14 protein-coding genes are annotated in these 15,004 nt (G+C 64.3%); 8 read left to right on the forward strand and 6 right to left on the reverse strand.

The features are described 5' to 3' along the window. Nucleotides 1-3: 3 nt before the first annotated feature. Entirely contained in the window at nt 4-1,134 is a 1,131-nt protein-coding gene (locus HL666_RS14275) for an ABC transporter permease (protein WP_172182016.1), read from the forward strand. Nucleotides 1,135-1,208: 74 nt separating this feature from the next. On the opposite strand, the gene HL666_RS14280 is transcribed toward HL666_RS14275, so the two are convergent. Continuing rightward, nucleotides 1,209-2,030 carry an outer membrane protein gene (locus tag HL666_RS14280; RefSeq protein WP_172110497.1) on the reverse strand — a complete coding sequence of 274 codons (822 nt, stop codon included), beginning with the start codon at nt 2,028-2,030 and terminating at the stop codon, nt 1,209-1,211. Nucleotides 2,031-2,377: 347 nt separating this feature from the next. Here HL666_RS14280 and HL666_RS14285 point away from each other — a divergent pair, with 347 nt between their 5' ends. Together HL666_RS14285 and HL666_RS14290 are read left to right on the forward strand one after the other, a co-directional pair. Continuing rightward, nucleotides 2,378-2,635: a hypothetical protein gene (locus HL666_RS14285; protein ID WP_172110496.1), complete on the forward strand. Its 258-nt coding sequence runs from the start codon at nt 2,378-2,380 to the stop codon at nt 2,633-2,635. A gap of 735 nt (nt 2,636-3,370) precedes the next feature. After that, the gene (locus HL666_RS14290; RefSeq protein ID WP_172182018.1) at nt 3,371-4,732 is read left to right on the forward strand and encodes an O-linked N-acetylglucosamine transferase, SPINDLY family protein; all 1,362 of its coding nucleotides are present in this window, start codon (nt 3,371-3,373) and stop codon (nt 4,730-4,732) included. 49 nt (nt 4,733-4,781) lie between these two features. Here HL666_RS14290 and HL666_RS14295 read toward each other — a convergent pair whose 3' ends face one another. Continuing rightward, nucleotides 4,782-5,342: a hypothetical protein gene (locus tag HL666_RS14295; protein ID WP_172182020.1), complete on the reverse strand. Its 561-nt coding sequence runs from the start codon at nt 5,340-5,342 to the stop codon at nt 4,782-4,784. Nucleotides 5,343-5,427: 85 nt separating this feature from the next. After that, nucleotides 5,428-7,017, reverse strand: coding sequence for an ATP-binding protein (locus HL666_RS14300; protein ID WP_172110493.1), 1,590 nt, complete (start codon nt 7,015-7,017; stop codon nt 5,428-5,430). 280 nt (nt 7,018-7,297) lie between these two features. On the opposite strand from HL666_RS14300, the gene HL666_RS14305 reads away from it, so the two are divergent. The 4 genes from HL666_RS14305 to HL666_RS14320 all read left to right on the forward strand — a co-directional run bounded on the left by HL666_RS14305 (nt 7,298) and on the right by HL666_RS14320 (nt 10,767). Next, a complete protein-coding gene (locus HL666_RS14305) occupies nt 7,298-7,759 on the forward strand; it encodes a nuclear transport factor 2 family protein (protein WP_172110492.1) in 462 nt (153 codons plus the stop codon). A gap of 13 nt (nt 7,760-7,772) precedes the next feature. Then, nucleotides 7,773-8,336, forward strand: coding sequence for a TetR/AcrR family transcriptional regulator (locus HL666_RS14310; protein ID WP_172132478.1), 564 nt, complete (start codon nt 7,773-7,775; stop codon nt 8,334-8,336). A gap of 124 nt (nt 8,337-8,460) precedes the next feature. Continuing rightward, entirely contained in the window at nt 8,461-9,474 is a 1,014-nt protein-coding gene (locus HL666_RS14315) for a formamidase (RefSeq protein ID WP_172132477.1), read from the forward strand. 96 nt (nt 9,475-9,570) lie between these two features. Continuing rightward, nucleotides 9,571-10,767, forward strand: a complete 1,197-nt coding sequence (locus tag HL666_RS14320) for an acyl-CoA dehydrogenase family protein (RefSeq protein WP_172132476.1) — start codon at nt 9,571-9,573, stop codon at nt 10,765-10,767. Nucleotides 10,768-10,780: 13 nt separating this feature from the next. Here HL666_RS14320 and HL666_RS14325 read toward each other — a convergent pair whose 3' ends face one another. From HL666_RS14325 to HL666_RS14335, 3 genes are all read right to left on the reverse strand, one after another. Continuing rightward, nucleotides 10,781-11,506, reverse strand: a complete 726-nt coding sequence (locus HL666_RS14325; protein WP_172182022.1) for a hypothetical protein — start codon at nt 11,504-11,506, stop codon at nt 10,781-10,783. A gap of 176 nt (nt 11,507-11,682) precedes the next feature. After that, a complete protein-coding gene (locus HL666_RS14330; RefSeq protein WP_172110487.1) occupies nt 11,683-12,354 on the reverse strand; it encodes a hypothetical protein in 672 nt (223 codons plus the stop codon). A 2-nt stretch (nt 12,355-12,356) separates the two neighbouring features. Continuing rightward, nucleotides 12,357-13,103, reverse strand: coding sequence for a hypothetical protein (locus HL666_RS14335; protein WP_172182024.1), 747 nt, complete (start codon nt 13,101-13,103; stop codon nt 12,357-12,359). 537 nt (nt 13,104-13,640) lie between these two features. On the opposite strand from HL666_RS14335, the gene HL666_RS14340 reads away from it, so the two are divergent. Further along, nucleotides 13,641-14,999 carry a tyrosine-type recombinase/integrase gene (locus tag HL666_RS14340; RefSeq protein ID WP_172182026.1) on the forward strand — a complete coding sequence of 453 codons (1,359 nt, stop codon included), beginning with the start codon at nt 13,641-13,643 and terminating at the stop codon, nt 14,997-14,999. Nucleotides 15,000-15,004: the final 5 nt, after the last annotated feature.

Raw genomic sequence — 15,004 nt, forward strand, 5'->3', positions numbered from 1 at the left:
GCCATGTGGCATTCGCTCTCCAATATCTTCTGGCTCGGCACCAAGGAGCTGCGCAGCCTGTTCGGCGACGTCGTGCTGATCGGCCTCGTCATCTATTCGTTCACGGTGGCCGTGGTCAGCGAAGCCCAAAGCAACTCGCAGGAGCTCCATCACGCCTCGCTCGGCGTGGTCGACGAGGACAATTCCGAGCTGTCGCGCCGGATCATCAGCGCGTTCATGCTGCCCTATTTTCAGACTCCCGTGTACATCAAGGAAAGCCAGATCGAGCCTTTGATGAACAGCGGCCGCTTCACGTTCGTGCTCGACATTCCGCCGAACTTCCAGCGCGACGTGCTGGCGGGGCACCGGCCGGCGCTCCAGGTCAACGTCGATGCCACGGCGATGATCCAGGCCGGCCTCGGATCCGGCTATGCCCTGCAGATCATCAACACCGAGGTGGTGGGCTATCTGGCGCGGTCCAACCCTTCGGAGGCCTCCCCGGTCGAGCTGGTCACGCGCATCGCATTTAATCCGAACATCACGACTGCGTGGTTCGAGAGCGTGATGGGCATCATCAACAATGTGACGATGCTGGCCATCATCCTGGCCGGCGCGGCGCTGGTCCGTGAGCGCGAGCATGGCACCATGGATCATCTGCTGGTGATGCCGCTGTCGCCGTTCGAGATCGCGATGTCGAAGATCTGGGCCAATGCGCTCGTCATCGCCGTCACCGTCGCGGTGGCGCTCTACGCGGTCGTGCAGGGATTTCTCCGCGTTCCGATCACGGGCTCGATCCCGCTGTTCATGGGAGGGGTCGTGCTCTATTTGTTCTTCGCCACCGCCGTCGGCCTCTTCCTCGGTACGATCGCGCGATCGATGCCGCAGCTCGGCCTCCTCTACATCCTCGTGGCCGTGCCGATGAACCTGCTCTCCGGCGGCGCGACGCCGGTCGAGAGCCAGCCGGTGTGGCTCTCGACGATCATGAAGGCCTCCCCGTCGACGCATTTCGTCTCGTTCGCGCAGGCCATTCTGTATCGCGGCGCCGGCATCGACGTGGTGTGGCCGCAATTCGCCGCCGTCGCCGGCATCGGCGCCCTGTTCCTGGCGCTGACCTTGTGGCGCTTCCGCGCCGCGGTTGGCGCCACCGGGACGTAGGACGCGGTCTCCGTGCGCCGAAAGCAAAAAAGCCTCGGCGGAGCCGAGGCTTTTGCGATGGATCTTGATCGCGATCAGTAGCGGGCGGCGACCGGGCTGCCGAACTTGTAGTTCACGCCGACGCGGGCGGTGTGGAACGTGAAGTCCTGCGACAGGCGCTCGACGTAGTTGGAGCCGGGGGGAGCGAAGGTGCTGCCCGGGACATAGGCGGAAGTGTAGTTGACGCTGCCGAGATCGGTGTAGAGATACTCGAACTTGACCGTCCAGTTCGGAGCGAAGGCATGCTCGACGCCGGCGCCGATCGTCCAGCCAACGCGGGTCTGGTCGACGGAGGCGGTCTTGGCATAGCCGTTCCCCGAGGTCAGGTCCCAGCTGCCCTTGACGTTGCCGACGGCGAGACCGCCGGTGACGTAGAGCAGGGTGGTATCGATCGCGTAGCCAGCGCGGCCGCGCAGGGTCATGAACCAGTCGTTGCGGATGCTCTCGTTGAACGTCCGCGTCGTCGGCGGATTAGCGGCCGTATAGATCGTCCGCTTGCTCATGCCCGAGCCGTTGAAGTCGGCCTCGATGCCGAACACGCTGGGGCCGGTCTGCCAGTTGTAGCCGGCCTGCAGGCCGCCGATCACGCCAGCCGGATTGAGGCGGTTGTTGCTGATGCTCACGAACTGATTCTGGAAAGCCGCGCCTTCCGCGGCCCAGCTGCTGGTCTGGTCCAGCGTCGTGCCGAGGTTCGAGCGGCCCCAGCCGTAACCGATATTGCCGCCGAAATATCCGCCGGTCCAATTGTAGATCGCGACTGGCGGCGGCGCCTTGGTATAGCGGGCCGGCATGTCGGCGGCGAAGGCACTGAGCGAGCTCGCGAAGAGCAGAGCGGCGGCGGAGGCAAGCGTTTTCATGGTCACAATCCTCAATGAAAATCAGCAACGTTCGAACATACTCTTCTCACATGTTGGGCCGCCCGGCTGTAGTTCAACTACAACACTCGCGATCGTAAGTGTCTGTGACCACGTCACTTTCCGACGGATGTCCGCTTAACCTTAAGTCCTTGTAAATTCGCAGGGACCCGCAAGGAGGTGGTCGATTGATACCGAATCTGCTCATGAGAAGCGGACAATTCGACGCACCTCATTAGTCAACCATTTGCCAACCATCCCGATGCGCTGCCTCGCGCGCTAACGATTTCGCAAAGCGCGTGCGTGCACTTTCAGCGTGTCCTGAGGGGGACGGAGAGGGGAGAGCAATCATGACGATGAATGGGGAAGCGGTTCTCGAGAACGTGCGGCGCTATCGTACCGTCGCCTCCTTGTACCGGCAGACTGCGGCATTTCGTCCGCACCAGCGCGAGTCGCTGCTGGCGCAGGCGGCGGAGTGGGAGAGCCGCGCCGTCGCCGAGCTGGAAGCCTATTTCGTCGCGCGCCAGGCCCCTTCGCAGGCGCCGGCCAACATGAACTATCACGTTCCCTCCTATACGCCGTCATCCTGGCAGATGGCCGCCGCGTAGTTGGCCGGGCAACGGTCATTCGGTCCCGCGGCGCGATCTGCGTCCGAGTTGTGTTCACACTGGACCCTCTGCGAGCGAGAGGGGCAGGGAAGACCAGGCACCGACCGGTGCCCGTGGCCCCCGTGCGTGAAGAATGCACGGGGCAGGAACCACAGGTTCGGCCGGCAATCCCGGCCTTCCCCGCGCGATGGGCTACGGCTTATACGTGCTCTCCTCGGTGCACCGGGCTTTCTGGCCACCGTATCGCGACGACGCGCTTTCGCGCATTGCGCGGGACACCAGCTTCGGGGTGTCAGGACCACACGACTTCACCGTCCGCAACGAGCCGTTCGTCGGCACGTCCAAAGGGACATGCTGCGACCCGTCGCGGCCATCGCTCCCCGCCTCGCGTGTCGTGACGAGCGCGATACGCCCTCTGCCCGAGGCGGTATGGGCGCAGGAGACATCAAATTCGGTAAAAGCGAAAGCGAATTATTTTCGCGTCGCCATCTGGACAGAGGTCATCGGCTTGAACCGGCGTCCGAAATCGGCATCCCGGCGCATGCGATTCCGTGCACGTTACGGCCATCGCTGCGGCTGGGACGATGCCCGCGCCCGCCCGACGGGCGACTCACTCCGCGACGGTCGTGCTGGCCAGCGAGGGGGGCGCCAGCGCCGCTCCACATCGGCTGTCGTTCGCGGTCTGGCGCGGGACTTGCTGTGCCTGCTGGCAGCCTCCGGCATGGATGGACCTGGATGAGAGCGCTCGGCCGTGACCGCAGCATGTGCGCCTGGGATGATTTCGCCCAGGCGTCGATCGACGCCCGACTGTCGCTGGAGCAGGCCCGATCAGGTCAGATTCCGCCATTTCTGCTGCTGTCCGTCCCCGGACTGAGCGCGGGCGAGCATCGCGTCTGTTCGGAGCTTTGGACCCGCGATCGCGTCGCTGCGAGCCGTGCGGAAAGGGCGCGACTGGATTTTCGCTTCGACCTGACAATCCGCGACAAGCTTCGTGTCGGATACCTTTCAAACGACTTCCATGACCACGCCACCGCGCATCTGCTGATCGAAACGCTTGAGGCGAATGACCGTGCGCGGTGCGAGCTGCATGCCTTCTCGTTCGGTGCCGACGACCGCGGGCTGATGCGGGGCCGGCTCAATGACGCTTTCGACGGCTTCCACGACGTCACGACGCTCAGCGACAGCGCCGCCGCGTCGGCGGTTCATGCTGCGCAGATCGACATTCTCGTCGACCTCAAGGGTTACACGCGCGGTGCCCGGACCGGCATTCTGATGCTGCGGCCGGCGCCCGTTCAGGTGAACTTTCTCGGCTATCCGGGAACGCTGGGCGGCGGCATCTGCGACTACATCATCACCGATCCGTTCATGACGCCGCCGGCGGCGGCGGCCGACTATTCGGAGAGCTTCGCCTACATGCCGCACTCCTACCAGCCGCATGGCCGGGCGGCGCTCGGTCCGCCGCCCAGCCGCGCCGAGGCCGGCCTGCCGGACAGCGCCTTCGTGTTCTGCTGCTTCAATCAGGCCTACAAGCTGACGCCGGCGGTGTTCGATCTGTGGTGCCGTCTGCTCGATGCGATACCGGACAGCGTCTTGTGGCTGCTGGCATCCGACCAGGCTGAGGGCAATCTGCGTGGCGAGGCGTTGCGCCGGGGCGTGGCGCCGGGACGTCTGGTGTTCGCGCCCGAAATGACTCAGAGCGAGCATCTTCGGCGGCTCCAGCTCGCCGATCTCGTGCTGGACACTGCTCCCTATGGCGCTCACACCACGGCCAGCGATGCGCTCTGGGCCGGCGTGCCGGTCGTCAGCTGCGCCGGGGATACATTTGCCTCCCGGGTCGCCGGCAGCCTGTTGCACGCGGTGGGACTGCCCGAACTGATTGCCGCCGACGAAGCCGATTATCTCGCGGTCGCACTGACGCTCGCAGCCGAGCCTGACCTGCTGCGGGCGGCCAAGGCCAAGCTTCAGCGCAACCGGCTGGTCGCTCCGTTGTTCGACGCCCCCGCCTATGCCCGATCGCTGCAGGACCTCTACGATCAGATGTGGCTGCGCTGCCGCAGCGGCGCTGCGGCGGGGCCGATCTGGGCGTCCAGGTCCTGAGCGGGACCGGAGGGGCCTGGCTGACGCAGCGGAGGTGGTGTGCTGCGCTTCAACGCGCCGTCATGCGTGCTGTAGCGAGAATTCCGATCAAGGCCGTCAGCGCGCCGACGCTGGTCGCATTGATCGCCACCAGCGAAGCATATTGGGAGTCTGCGACTCTCATCACCGGCGCACCAAGCCGGGAATCGATCAGCAGATAGGACACGAACGGCAGCGCCAGCAGCGGCAATGACCGGATGCGCTCGTCGGGACGAAACAGCAGCGCCGCGAGCATCGTGCAGGGCAGCAGGAACAGCTCGACGCCGCTCTGCATGCCGAACAGCTTGACTGAGAACACCGTGTTGGCCGTCCCCGTCAGCACCATCAGGGTACGGCCGGCGAAAGGATTGCGCCGCGCCAGAACCGGAACGGCGGCGAAGAAAGGTGTGGTGAGCAGGGTCAGCCACGCCGGCCACGCCGCTGCGCCGGCGATGGCATGGAGGTAGAGCGGATAGAACGGCTGATTGGAGACGATGACCAGCGCCACCTTGGCAGCGATGTCGGACTGCGGATCACCGGCCGATGCATAGGCCTGAACGGCGGCCATCCAGCGTCCGAACGTCCTCTGCATTCACCTGCCTCACTCATTCCACCGCGTCGTCGCCGGTCTGTAACGTGCGCGCCTGCAGGCCGGATCATGCGCTGCGCATTGCGGATCACGCGTTCAGCGCGGTCCGGATCATGCGGGCGAGATCGGCGCTCTGGTACGGCTTGGTCAGCAGCAGCACGCCCGCGTCGAGCCGGCCGTGATGGACGATGGCGTTCTCCGTATAGCCGGACGTGTACAGCACCTTCAGGTTCGGGCGCCGCTTCAGGGCCTCGATCGCAAGCTGGCGGCCGTTCATGCCGCCGGGCATGATGATGTCTGTGAACAGCAGATCGATCCGCGCGGGGCTGTCGATCAGCGCCAGCGCCTCGTCGGCCTTGCTGGCGGCCAGGGTGGTGTAGCCGAGCCGCTTGATCTGGGCGATGACGTATTCGCGCACCAGGGAATCGTCCTCCACGATCAGGATCGATTCGTCGCCGCGCTCCATCCCGGCCGTGCTCATGGCCGAGAGCGCGGCGTCGGCATCGGCATTGGCCTGCGGCAGATACAGCTTGACCGAGGTGCCGTGCCCCGGCTCGCTGTAGATCTTGATGTGTCCGTTGGATTGCTTGACGAAGCCGTAGACCATGCTCAGCCCGAGGCCGACCCCCTTGCCGACGTCCTTGGTGGTGAAGAACGGCTCGAACACCTTGTCGAGCAGATTGGCGGGAATGCCCTCGCCGGTGTCGCTGACCGCGATCATGACGTAGTTGCCCGGGATCACCTCCGGATTCATGCGCGCGTAGGCCTCGTCGAGCAGCACGTTCTTGGTTTCCAGCGTCAGCTTGCCCCCCTCGGGCATCGCATCGCGCGCGTTCAAGGCGAGATTGAGGATCGCGGTCGATAGCTGGCTCGGGTCGATCATCGCCGGCGCGGAATCGTGGGCCAGCATGGATTCGATCTCGATCTGCTCGCCCAGCGTCCGTCGCAGCAGGCGGGCGGTGTCGACCACCATGCCGTTGATGTCGACGCTGCGCGGCTGCAGCGGCTGGCGCCGGGCGAAAGCCAGGAGGTGCTTCGTCAGGTCGGCGCCGCGCGCCGCCGCCGAGTTGATCAGGCTGGTGATCTGCACCAGCTGCGGACGGTCCTTCACCGCCTCGGCCAGGATCTCGATCGTGCCGGTGATCACGGTCAGGATGTTGTTGAAGTCATGCGCCACGCCGCCGGTGAGCTGGCCGATCGCCTCCATTTTCTGCGCCTGCCGCACCTGCGCCTCGGTGGCCTCGATCTCCTGGAAGCGCCTGACCATGGCTTCCGCAGTGCGGCGCTGCCGCGTCTCCTCCTCGAGCTGCGCATAGGCGTTCCGGAGCTCGGCGCGGGACGGCATGGTCAGCACCCGCGGCAGCATCAGCAGCAGCGCCGACGCGATGCCGACCGACATGAAGGCGAGCAAGCCTTTGGTGGCGGCCTCGAGGCTGTAGGCGGGCACCCAGATCGTGAGAACCTCGATCAGCCGCGTCAATCCGCAGACCGAGACCCACAGCGCGAACGCCCAGAAAATGTAGCTGAACTGAAAGTCGCGGCGGCGATAGACGATGTAGGCGAGCACGAAGGCGATGGCGAAGAACGCGAAGGAGATGAGGACGTCGGAGACCGCGTTCACCCAGATCAGTTCAGGCGTCCACAGCAGGCACTCGCCATGCGGCGTGAGCATCGACATGTCCGAAAATCCCCAAAACGTATCGCCGACCCCGGACCGTGTCGCCCCCGCGGCCCGGTTGGTTCCCTTAGCAGATCATCGAATTTCCGTTGAGCACACAAGGGTGCTGACCCTCGCAGGCTGCAGATTGGTAGTGCTGCACCGTGCTGCATAGTCTGGCTGGATCATCAAGGCCAGCTGCCCTCGCCCAATACCGGAACCGCGTTCCAAGCCGTGCAACTTGACATCTTGTACCGAAAGGTACAATCTAGTCGGAGTGGTACATAAGGAGAGTTTTGCGATGTCCGTTCTCGCCCCGCCCTTCACCCTGCAGACCGCCATTCAGAAGGTGCGCCTTGCGGAAGATGGTTGGAACAGCCGGAACCCGGAGCGGGTGTCGCTGGTCTACACGCCGGACAGCCGCTGGCGGAACCGGGCGGAGTTCGTCAACGGCCGCGCCGAAATCGTCGCCTTCCTCACCCGCAAATGGGCGAAGGAGCTCGACTATCGCCTGATCAAGGAGATCTGGGCGTTCACCGACGATCGGATTGCGGTGCGCTTCGCCTATGAGTGGCATGACGACAGCGGCAACTGGTTCCGGTCCTACGGCAACGAGAACTGGGAGTTCGACTCGCAGGGGCTGATGCAGCGTCGCTATGCCTGCATCAACGACCTGCCCATCAAGGAGAGCGAGCGCAAGTTTCACTGGCCGCTGGGCCGGCGCCCGGACGATCATCCGGGGCTGAGCGATCTGGGACTGTGAAGCAGGGCGCGCCATGCGCACGCTCAACGAGCGCGCTGATGTCATCCCGCTGATCGCCGAGGTGTTCCGCGAGTTCGGCTTCGAGGGGACATCGCTCAGCCGCATCACCGAGAAGACCGGGCTCGGCAAGGGCAGCCTGTATCACTTCTTCCCGGGCGGGAAGGAGGAGATGGCGCGCGCCGTGCTCGCGCATGTCGATGCCTGGTTCGAGCGCGAGATCTATGCGCCGCTGCGCGATGGCGCGCCGGAGCCGTCGATTGCGCGGATGTGGCTGGGTGTCGACGACTACTTCCGCTCCGGCCGTCGCGTCTGCCTCGTCGGCGCCTTCGCGCTCGACGGGACGCGCGATCGTTTCGCCGCTGCCATCGCCGACTACTTCATCCGCTGGATCGCCGCCTTGCGTGACGCGCTGCTGCGCGACGGCTGGGACGCCGGTGCGGCCGGGGACGCTGCCGAGGAGGTGGTGCTCGGCATCCAGGGGGCCCTGGTGCTGACGCGCGCGACCCAGGACGAGGCCGTGTTCGGCCGCGCGCTGGCCCGGTTCCGGCGGCGCCTGCAGCAGCCGGCTGCGATCTGACGAAACCGGTCGTCCCGGCTGCCTGCGCAAGCGGCAGCGGGCGGGCTGAAATATCGGCGCGCGGCTCGTGTGAAATCATGATTGTCTTGGCCAAAATCAGCGACGACTCTCGGGGAGGTCCGGCATGAATGGGTTAGGTGGTCTCAACAAGTCCGACCACGGCGTGGTCATCGGGCTGGTGCAACTCCAGCTTCCCGTCGTCGTCACCAAGGACGACCTCGCGCGGCAGACCGAGAAGATCGTCTGGATGGTCGGCAAGGCCCGGCGCAATCTCGGCACTATGGATCTCGTGGTGTTCCCGGAATACGCGCTGCACGGGCTGTCGATGGACACCAATCCCGAGATCATGTGCCGGCTCGACGGGCCGGAGGTCGCCGCCTTCAAGCGGGCCTGCATCGACAACAAGATCTGGGGCTGCTTCTCGATCATGGAGTTCAATCCCGACGGCAATCCCTACAATTCGGGTCTGATCATCGACGATCACGGCGACATCAAGCTGTATTATCGCAAGCTGCATCCGTGGATCCCGGTCGAGCCGTGGGAGCCCGGCGATCTCGGCATCCCCGTGATCGAGGGACCGCGTGGCGCGAAGATCGCGCTCATCATCTGCCATGACGGCATGTTCCCGGAGATGGCGCGGGAATGCGCCTACAAGGGCGCCGAGATCATGATCCGCACAGCGGGCTATACTGCGCCGATCCGCGACAGCTGGCGCTTCACCAACCAGGCCAATGCGTTCCAGAACCTGATGGTGACGGCCAATGTCTGCATGTGCGGCTCCGACGGCTCGTTCGATTCGATGGGCGAGGGCATGATCGTCAATTTCGACGGCAGCATTCTCGCCCACGGCACCACCGGCCGCCCCGACGAGATCATCACCGCCGAGGTGCGTCCTGATCTGGTGCGCGAGGCGCGCATCAATTGGGGCGTCGAGAACAACATCTATCAGCTCTGGCATCGCGGCTACGTCGCGGTGAAGGGCGGCGCGATGGATTGTCCCTACACCTTCATGCACGACATGGTCGCCGGCACCTACCGGCTGCCATGGGAGGATCAGGTCAAGGTCATCGACGGCACCTCCTGCGGCTTTCCGGCCCCGACGCGCGTGTTCGGGAAGATCGCCAAGGCGGCGGAGTGAAGCGGGTGCGGCGGCGAGCACGGCCGCCGCAAGCTTGACAGACCGATCGTCCGCCAATTATTTTATACTTAAAATAATTGGCGGACGGGTCTTGTCATGAGTGCATCGGCGAAGGTGATTCCCCGCGACTGGCTGGACTGGCCGTTCTTCGAACCGCGTCACCGCGCCCTGTGCGACCGGCTCGACCGCTTCGTCGGCTCGGGCGTGCTCGACGACGTCGACCACGGCGATGTCGATCGCGCCTGCCGCAACATCGTGCGCGCGCTGGGGGCCGCAGGCTTGCTCGACAGCGCCGTCGTGGCGCCCGACGCCGATGCCGGCGCGATCGACTCGCGCGCGATCTGCCTGTCGCGTGAAACACTCGCCTATGCCGACGGTTTGGCCGACTTCGCGTTCGCCATGCAGGGACTGGGCTCCGGCGCCATCGCGCTCGGCGGCTCGCCGGAGCTGCGCGCCAGCGTGCTGCCCAAGGTGCGCGCCGGCGAGTGGCTCGCCGCTTTCGCGTTGTCCGAGAAGGAGGCGGGCTCCGACGTCGCCGCCATGGCCTGCGCAGCGCGGCTGGACGGCGATGCCTATGTGCTCGACGGCGAGAAGACCTGGATCTCCAACGGCGGCATCGCCGACGTCTACACGCTGTTCGCCCGCACCGGCGAAGCGCCGGGCGCGCGCGGCATCTCCGCCTTCGTCGTCTTTCCCGACGATCCCGGCTTCTCCGTGGCCGAGCGCATCGAGGTGATCGCGCCGCATCCGCTGGCGACCTTGCGGCTGCAGAACTGCCGCATCCCGGCGAGCCGGCGGCTCGGCGCGCCCGGCGGCGGCTTCAAGCTGGCCATGCAGACGCTGGACATCTTCCGCGCGTCTGTCGCGGCCGCCGCCCTCGGCTTCGGCCGCCGCGCGCTCGACGAGGCGCAGGCGCATGCGCAGGGCCGGCAGATGTTCGGCGGCGCGCTGGCCGACCTGCAGATGACCCAGGCCGCGTTCGGCGAGATGGCGACCGACACCGATGCCGCCGCGCTGCTGACCTACCGCGCCGCCTGGCGCCGTGACGTCCAGAAGCTGCCGACCACCCGCGAGGCCGCCATGGCCAAGCTCACCGCGACCGAGACCGCGCAGCGCGTCATCGACCGCGCCCTGCAGATGTTCGGCGGCCGCGGCGTGCGCAAGGGCGAGATCGTCGAGAGCCTCTACCGCGAGATCCGCGCCCTGCGCATCTACGAGGGCGCGACGGAAGTGCAGAAGCTGATCGTCGCGCGCGAGTTTCTGAAGGCGCGGGCGGGGGTGGTGCGCGGCTGAGGCGAGCGGTGCGTCAGGCCCGGAGCCGCAACGGCGGCTCCCACGCCGGATCGCCGTCGCACGCCGCCTCGCCCCGGCTGACGCGTCGGCCTTGCGCGTCACGCAGTGGCTGGATTTCGATGTCGTCGACATCGAAGCGCGTGATCGGCTGCAATTCGCCGACCACCCGTGTCCCGCTCGTCCACGGATCGGAGTTGCCGCGCGGCATCGGAAACGGGAAGGGAGGGGAGGGGATGCGGAAGAGGATCTCGCCGTCCCATGACGTGTGGTCGCCCAGCGCGGGCCAGGGCATCAGGCCGACATGGCTCTCGAACGCGCGATAGGCCTGCTCTCGGAGCGTGATCCTCACCATGAGGCCGGTGAAGTCGATGTCCCCGCGCATGGTGTTGTCGTAGACGAGCCACTCGGTCACCTCGACGCGCCCGAGTCGATCGCAGCTTTCGTCGGGCCGAAGATAGAGGAAGCGATCCGTGCACTGGTAATCGTAGGGAACGCGCTCCGGGCGCGGCGGGCGATGCGTGAGGGCCCGATCCGGGCCGACGCAGAAGCCGATGTCGTGAATGTGGCCGCGGGCCGGCTCCAAGAACGTCCCTTCGGAACGGACCCCGAGATCGAGGCGACCGATGACGATCAGAAAGGAGCGTTGCTCCGGGTCGTCAGGCAAGACCAAAGGGGTGCTCGTCACCTCGCTGGTTCCTTTCTCGGAAAGGTGCATCCCGCCGGCCAAAACAGCGCGCATGAGCCGTAGCGCACGGTACGAGCAGCGCGCAGGCGGCACAGCCGAGCACGGCGCGACTGAGCAAGTCCTCCGGCCGCAGAGCCAGCGACGGAATGTGATCTTCCGCAAAGCCTGATGATCGGCGGTCCTCCTGATGGCTGATCGTTCATTCCGTCATCTCGGTCATGCCTGATCAGTCAGGTCTGCCTCGGCCAATTCCTGGGATCGTCATAGGGCGAGCCACCGACGTCGGCATAGCGTTCGCGATAATCTTTGGAGTTGCAAAGATGATTTCGTAAAAGAAAGATCCGGAAGCGCTCAGCAGCCGCCGCACGTTCGGCCGCGGAGCGATAGCCAGCATCGTCTGCGGCCAGCGCCTCCAACCGCGCCAGACTGGCCACAGAGCCTTGCAGCAGCAACGCAACGTAGGCGCCCTGATCTTCTTGCTGCGAGGCAAATTCGCAGGAAATGTCGATGCCTTTCAATCTGTCCACCGCGGCCTGGAACGCGGGATCGGCTTCGTAATGTGCGCGCGCGGCCGCCACGCTCTCGTCCAACTGCGCTCTTTCCTCCGCAGTGGCGTCACGCCGGTTGAACATGAAGGTACAAAATCCGGCTCCGACGGCGGTGTAGAACCGGTCATTGACTTTGAAGCTCTGCCAATACCGGTAGTATCTCAGAAGTCCGCGCCCCCTGGCATCACGAATCGGATTGAACAGCCAGCGCCAGCGATTCTCGATCCTGAAATGCGTAGGCGGGTTGTGAAAGGTAAAGCGGTTCAAGCGAGCTATGACAATCCAGCTCAGCAGTGAGCCCGGCTTGAGGCGCCGCACGAGCATGTCATCCGGTTGAGCGCTTGGTGCGGCCATCGCTAGTTGACCTCGCGCGTCAGTAGGTGGCCAGGTCCCTGGACCAGCTCGACCAATCGCGCCGCTTCAGCACCGACGGCGGTGAGACGCCACCATGGGGCCTCGTCGGCCGTATCGGGCAGCCACACACCGTCGACCCAACGCGCGGCCAGCGCCTTGACCACGTCTATTCTGCTACCCCTGAGCGCCGCAAGCCTGACGTCCTCAGGAATGCAAGCCAGCGCCTTGCGCATCTCCAGATCGACGTTCCGCTCCTCGAGCTCCTGACGCGACAAATTGTTCTCGTCCCAGTCGCCGGCCATCTGCATCGCGCGGCCGATCTTGTCCGTCCATATGAAGGCATTGCCGGCCGGCCTGGCGTAGTCCAGCGCCACAAGTGCATCCATCACGGGCCTGATCTCGTCGTGCGGGACAAAGGGCAGGCGCTTGAGCGACAGATGACCCTGCTGGTCCGCAACCGAGAGCCACGGTTCAAGGACGTCGTCGATCGGCGGCAATTTCACCTGGCCGTCCCGCGATCGCTTCGTGATGAATTGTGCGACCCGGTCACCGTCGATCGCCAGTTTGTGGTCAGGAGTCGCCAGCCCCAGCTCGTGGAGGATGAGCAACGCGCCTTCGTAGGCAGACAGGCCGCCCGCACCGTCGAGCTTGGCGCCAACGCGGGTGCGCGGCTCTTCCGGCTCACAGCGCTCAGTGGTGGCGCGCACGAGCGAGGCGGCAAGCTCGCCGTAAAGTCTGTGAATGGCCATCGTGCGAGCAATAGCATGGACCATGTCGACGAACGGTAAAAGGAATGAAGTCCCTTTTACGTTGTAATTTGGCGGCGATTATCGATTCGTCGCGCGGCATCGATCGCAACGTTGGCTATCGACACCTGCACTGGCGTCGAGAACGACTTGGCCGACGCGGAATAGCCGCGCGACGCACTTGGACTTGCCAAGTGGCGCCTCCCTTGGATTTAAGGCATGATGTTCCGCCCAACTGTGACGGACGAGGCTTCGGGAGATTTCAGAAGCTGAGAGCGCCGGACCGAAACTGACGTCCTGTGAAGGACTTAGTCCTGGCGCACCCGACACGATTCGAACGTGTGACCTTTGCCTTCGGAGCATTTTAAGTTGTGCTGCGCTAGAAAACGCCAGGACATCCAATGCTACGATATCCTACTCTAATCATTATCGAATCTGGAATGAGCGTCCGCCGACCGTATCCTGCGACGCGCTCCGGTTTTCCTCCAAGTGCTTACGTGGCGCTTACGCGGAAGACGGGCTTCGGAGGAGAGAAAATCCATGCCTAAGCTCAGTAAACGCGTTGTCGAAGGCGCCGAACCTCAAAGCACGGACTACGTGATCTGGGATGACGAACTGCCTGGCTTTGGCTTGCGCGTCTTTAAGTCGGGCAAGCGCAGCTACCTAATTCAATACCGTTCGGCCGGCCGCTCTCGCCGTTATAGCATCGGGGTTCACGGCGTTTGGACGCCGGAGTTTGCCCGTAAGGAAGCCAAGATTCAGCTGGGGCGGGTAGCACAAGGTGACAACCCGGCAGAGGAGCGCCAGCTCGACCACAAGGCGGTCACGGTCAAGGAACTCTGCGAACTCTACCTCAAAGACTTTGAAGCGGGCCTTATTCTTGGCAAGGGCGGACGCCCGAAGAAGTCGACCACTTTGGTGACCGACACTGGGCGCATCCATCGCCACATCATTCCGTTGATTGGCACACGCCGTGTCAAGGATCTTGTCAAAGCAGACGTTAACAAGGTCCTGAAGGACATCATGGCCGGGAAGACCCGTGCCAGCGTCAAGACCAAGAAGCTTCGTGGCAGAGCCAATGTACGTGGTGGCGTCGGTACGGCAACGCGAACCGTTGGTCTCCTCGGGGGCATTCTCACCTATGCGGTGGAGGCCGGGATCATCGAGCACAATCCAGCCCACGGCATTCGCAAGCCGAAGGACAATGTCCGCAATCGTCGGCTCACGGAGGCCGAGTACCGGACGCTGGGCGAGATGCTGGAGGAAGCGGCAAAGGACGAAAAGTACGCCATAACGGTCGACATCATCCGCCAGATCGCGCTGACCGGCTGCCGGCGCAGTGAAATCATCGGCCTGAGGTGGTCGGACGTGGATACCGAGTCGAGCTGTTTGCGTCTAGCGGACAGCAAGGAGGGTGCCTCAATCCGACCGATTGGGCTTCCTGTGGTGGAATTCATGGACGCCCGAAAGAGGAAGAAAGTCGGCTCTTACGTTTTCCCGGGGTACGGGGATGATAACGCATTCGGCAGCTTCCCAAACCACTGGGAACAGTTGTTCAGCAAATCGTCACTTCCAAACTTCACGCCTCACGTGCTGCGTCACAGTTTTGCTAGCATCGCCAACGATCTCGGCTTCACCGAGGTTACGATCGCAGCGCTGGTTGGTCATTCGAAGGGGTCCGTCACCAGCAAGTACATCCATTCACTCGATACCGCGCTCATCATGGCCGCCGATACAGTTTCGGGTTACATCAAAGGACTTCTCGACGGGGTGAAATTCAAGCAAACTGCCTACGCGCTCGATCGCGACTCGCGCAAGGCGGCGTTGGCTCGTTTCTTGGCCCAAGCTGTAGGTGAGGGGAACGCTGAGGTTGAAGATCCGGAGCGCGTCGCTGCCTAGCGATG

Source organism: Bradyrhizobium aeschynomenes, from assembly GCF_013178945.1.
In the GTDB taxonomy this organism is placed as follows: Bacteria; Pseudomonadota; Alphaproteobacteria; order Rhizobiales; family Xanthobacteraceae; genus Bradyrhizobium; species Bradyrhizobium aeschynomenes.

Excerpts from the sequence above, each read along its gene's own strand:
- HL666_RS14275 (WP_172182016.1), top strand. The coding sequence starts at position 4 with ATGTGGCATTCGCTCTCCAATATCTTCTGGCTCGGCACCAAGGAGCTG.
- HL666_RS14280 (WP_172110497.1), bottom strand. The coding sequence starts at position 2,030 with ATGAAAACGCTTGCCTCCGCCGCCGCTCTGCTCTTCGCGAGCTCGCTC.
- HL666_RS14285 (WP_172110496.1), top strand. The coding sequence starts at position 2,378 with ATGACGATGAATGGGGAAGCGGTTCTCGAGAACGTGCGGCGCTATCGT.
- HL666_RS14290 (WP_172182018.1), top strand. The coding sequence starts at position 3,371 with ATGAGAGCGCTCGGCCGTGACCGCAGCATGTGCGCCTGGGATGATTTC.
- HL666_RS14295 (WP_172182020.1), bottom strand. The coding sequence starts at position 5,342 with ATGCAGAGGACGTTCGGACGCTGGATGGCCGCCGTTCAGGCCTATGCA.
- HL666_RS14300 (WP_172110493.1), bottom strand. The coding sequence starts at position 7,017 with ATGTCGATGCTCACGCCGCATGGCGAGTGCCTGCTGTGGACGCCTGAA.
- HL666_RS14305 (WP_172110492.1), top strand. The coding sequence starts at position 7,298 with ATGTCCGTTCTCGCCCCGCCCTTCACCCTGCAGACCGCCATTCAGAAG.
- HL666_RS14310 (WP_172132478.1), top strand. The coding sequence starts at position 7,773 with ATGCGCACGCTCAACGAGCGCGCTGATGTCATCCCGCTGATCGCCGAG.
- HL666_RS14315 (WP_172132477.1), top strand. The coding sequence starts at position 8,461 with ATGAATGGGTTAGGTGGTCTCAACAAGTCCGACCACGGCGTGGTCATC.
- HL666_RS14320 (WP_172132476.1), top strand. The coding sequence starts at position 9,571 with ATGAGTGCATCGGCGAAGGTGATTCCCCGCGACTGGCTGGACTGGCCG.
- HL666_RS14325 (WP_172182022.1), bottom strand. The coding sequence starts at position 11,506 with ATGCGCGCTGTTTTGGCCGGCGGGATGCACCTTTCCGAGAAAGGAACC.
- HL666_RS14330 (WP_172110487.1), bottom strand. The coding sequence starts at position 12,354 with ATGGCCGCACCAAGCGCTCAACCGGATGACATGCTCGTGCGGCGCCTC.
- HL666_RS14335 (WP_172182024.1), bottom strand. The coding sequence starts at position 13,103 with ATGGCCATTCACAGACTTTACGGCGAGCTTGCCGCCTCGCTCGTGCGC.
- HL666_RS14340 (WP_172182026.1), top strand. The coding sequence starts at position 13,641 with ATGCCTAAGCTCAGTAAACGCGTTGTCGAAGGCGCCGAACCTCAAAGC.